This is a genomic window from Komagataeibacter diospyri, assembly GCF_006538165.1.
Classification (GTDB): domain Bacteria; phylum Pseudomonadota; class Alphaproteobacteria; order Acetobacterales; family Acetobacteraceae; genus Komagataeibacter; species Komagataeibacter diospyri.
Window position 1 is genome coordinate 1 of sequence record NZ_BDLU01000094.1, and the last position, 2,592, is coordinate 2,592.

Consider the following 2,592-nt stretch of genomic DNA (forward strand, 5'->3'; position numbering starts at 1 on the left):
GTAAGCACCCGGCGACTGCCGCCTTGCTGAATATTTCTATTCTGGTTCAGCTATGAATCATGAGCGATTCAAGAGATAGAGACGCGGTACTACCTGCGAGTGTCGCAGGTAGTACCGCAGAGAGGCTCCAAGGGAGCGGTATGGAGGCAGGAGAGCGAGACAGGCTGGCGGAAGCCTCGCGGATCGAGATCGTTTCAGATCGCCGCCGCTGGCACGCCCCTGAATTTCGCGCGCGCGTGGTCATCGCGTCCTACGAGAGCCGGCGCCCCGTAAGGGAGGTGGCTGCACAGTATGGTGTTCATCCAAGCCTGGTGTTTCGCTGGCGGCGAGAGGCCCGGGCCAAAGCGCAGGGCGGAACATCGTTCGTGCCTGTCATGGTGGCTCCGGCACCTCAGCCGCAGGCATTGGAGCGTCGAAGCGAACAGGGAACGCCGCCTGGCCGAGCGGTCAGCGTGGTCTTTCCGGACGGTGTGCGGCTCGAATTCGACACGGGGCTGTCCGCTGATCGTCTGCGTGAGATTGTGGGCGCGCTGCGGTCATGATTCCGCTTCCCTCCACGCTGAGGATATGGCTGGCGGCTGGCGTGACCGATATGCGCCTCGGGATGCCCGGGCTGGCTCTGAAAGTCCAGGAAACGCTGGGTCGTGATCCTTTCGCCGGCGACGTTTATGCCTTCAGGGGAAAGCGCGGCGACCTGGTGAAACTGATCTGGCACGATGGCGTAGGCCTGTCATTATATGCGAAGCGGATCGAGCGTGGGCATTTCCTCTGGCCCTCGGCCAGGGACGGGGTGATCCATCTTTCCCCGTCACAATTAAGTTGCCTGCTGGAAGGGATCGACTGGAGAAACCCGCAGAAAACCTGGAGACCCGAACTGGCGGGATAATAAAAACTGCGCCAGATCAGCATATACTGGTACTCTTTTGAGCGCCCATGTGGTCAACTGTCTTCATGACGGGAGACACGGACGAGATGATGGCCCTGCGCGCGGCACTTGCCGCGGTCGAGGCGCGCGTTCAGGTCGCCGAATTCCGGGCGTCTTCTGCCGAAACCCGGGCCACTGCCGCTGAAACCCGAGCGATCAGCGCCGAGGCGCAGATCGCCCATCTCAAGCACCTCATTGCGCGGATGCGCCAGGACCGTTTCGGGGCCTCATCGGAGCGGGGGCGCCGTCTGCTGGCCCAGTTCGAACTCGAACTGGAAGATCTGGAGACGGCGTACGCCGAGGATGCGCCGGAAAACGCTCCGGATCCTGCCGTGCTGGCGACAGCGCCCCGGCGCAATCACGGTCGCCAGCCGTTGCGCGCCGATCTCCCGCGCGAACGGGTCGTCATCCCCGTGCCGACACATTGCCCGTGCTGTGGCGGCGAGCGCCTGAGCAAACTGGGGGAGAGCGTCACCGAGACGCTGGAGGTGATCCCGCGCCAGTTCAAGGTGATTCAGACGGTACGCGAGAAATTCACCTGCCGCGACTGCGAGAACATCATCCAGCCCCCGGCACCTTTCCACCCGATCGCGCGCGGACGGGCCGGACCAAAGCTGCTTGCGGGCATCCTGTGCGACAAGTTCCTGCAGCATCTGCCGCTGAACCGGCAGAGCGCCGCATTTGCCCGTGAGGGGATCGATCTCGATACCTCGACGCTGGCCGACTGGGTGGGGGCCTGCACGGCGACGCTGGTGCCCCTTACCGCGCTGATCCGGGCACATGTGCTGGCAGCCCGGCGTCTGCATGCGGACGATACCACAGTGCCCGTGCTGGCCAGGGGGCGCACCGTGACCGGACGGTTGTGGAATTACGTGCGCGACGATGCCCCATTTGGCGGCCTCGCGCCCCCAGCCGTGTGGTTCCGCTACTCCCGAGACCGCAAAGGTGAACATCCGGCCGACCATCTCACCGGCTGGATCGGAATCCTGCAATCAGACGCCTATGGCGGATACACCCACCTGGCAAAGCCGGGACGTCAGCCCGCGCCTGTTGTTCCGGCCGGCTGCTGGGCGCATGGACGCCGGGGACTGTTCAAGATTGCTGAAAAGGACAAGGCGCCATTCGCCATAGAGGCCGTGCGCCGGATCGACGCCATATTCGACGCCGAACGCGCGATCAACGGCAGATCCGCCGCACATCGGCTGGAGATCCGCAAGGAGAGCATCGCCCCGCTGGTCGAGGAGTTGCTCGACTGGATGCGCGATACCTGCCGGCGCATGTCGTCCAAAAACCCCATCGCCCAGGCAATGAACTATATTCTCAGACGGGTCGATACATTCACGGTATTTCTGGAAGACGGTCGGATCTGTCTGACGAATAACGCGGCGGAACGCGCAATCCGGGGTATCGCACTGGGGAGAAAAGCCTGGCTGTTCGCCGGCTCCGATCGTGGCGGTGAAAGAGCCGCCGCCATGTATTCCCTCGTCGTCACCTGCCGCCTGAACGAGGTCGATCCTCAGGCATGGCTCGCCGATGTGCTCGCCCGCATCAACGACACTCCCAACCCACGCCTCCATGAACTCCTGCCCTGGCATTGGAAACCCATTGCTCAAGGCGAGAATAACGTCGCTGCCTGATCACGCCCGCGTCTCTCGCCGGATGGTTAC

The 2,592-nt window shown here is 63.3% G+C and carries 3 protein-coding genes; all 3 read left to right on the top strand.

Annotation, left to right across the window (positions count from 1 at the left end; translation table 11 throughout):
- Positions 1–140: 140 nt before the first annotated feature.
- The 3 genes from tnpA (at position 141) to tnpC (ending at position 2,562) form a co-directional block, all read left to right on the top strand.
- Positions 141–542, top strand: a complete 402-nt coding sequence (gene tnpA / locus MSKU9_RS17605; protein WP_039732708.1) for an IS66-like element accessory protein TnpA — start codon at positions 141–143, stop codon at positions 540–542.
- Complete coding sequence (tnpB, locus tag MSKU9_RS17610) at positions 539–886, top strand: IS66 family insertion sequence element accessory protein TnpB (protein WP_007396145.1); 348 nt, start codon at positions 539–541, stop codon at positions 884–886. The genes tnpA and tnpB overlap by 4 nt, the downstream gene beginning before the upstream one ends.
- A 65-nt stretch (positions 887–951) precedes the next feature.
- On the top strand, positions 952–2,562 hold the full coding sequence (tnpC, locus tag MSKU9_RS17615; RefSeq protein WP_141262641.1) for an IS66 family transposase: 1,611 nt from the start codon (positions 952–954) through the stop codon (positions 2,560–2,562).
- Positions 2,563–2,592 lie beyond the last annotated feature (30 nt).

Excerpts from the sequence above, each read along its gene's own strand:
- tnpA (WP_039732708.1), top strand. The coding sequence starts at position 141 with ATGGAGGCAGGAGAGCGAGACAGGCTGGCGGAAGCCTCGCGGATCGAG.
- tnpB (WP_007396145.1), top strand. The coding sequence starts at position 539 with ATGATTCCGCTTCCCTCCACGCTGAGGATATGGCTGGCGGCTGGCGTG.
- tnpC (WP_141262641.1), top strand. The coding sequence starts at position 952 with ATGACGGGAGACACGGACGAGATGATGGCCCTGCGCGCGGCACTTGCC.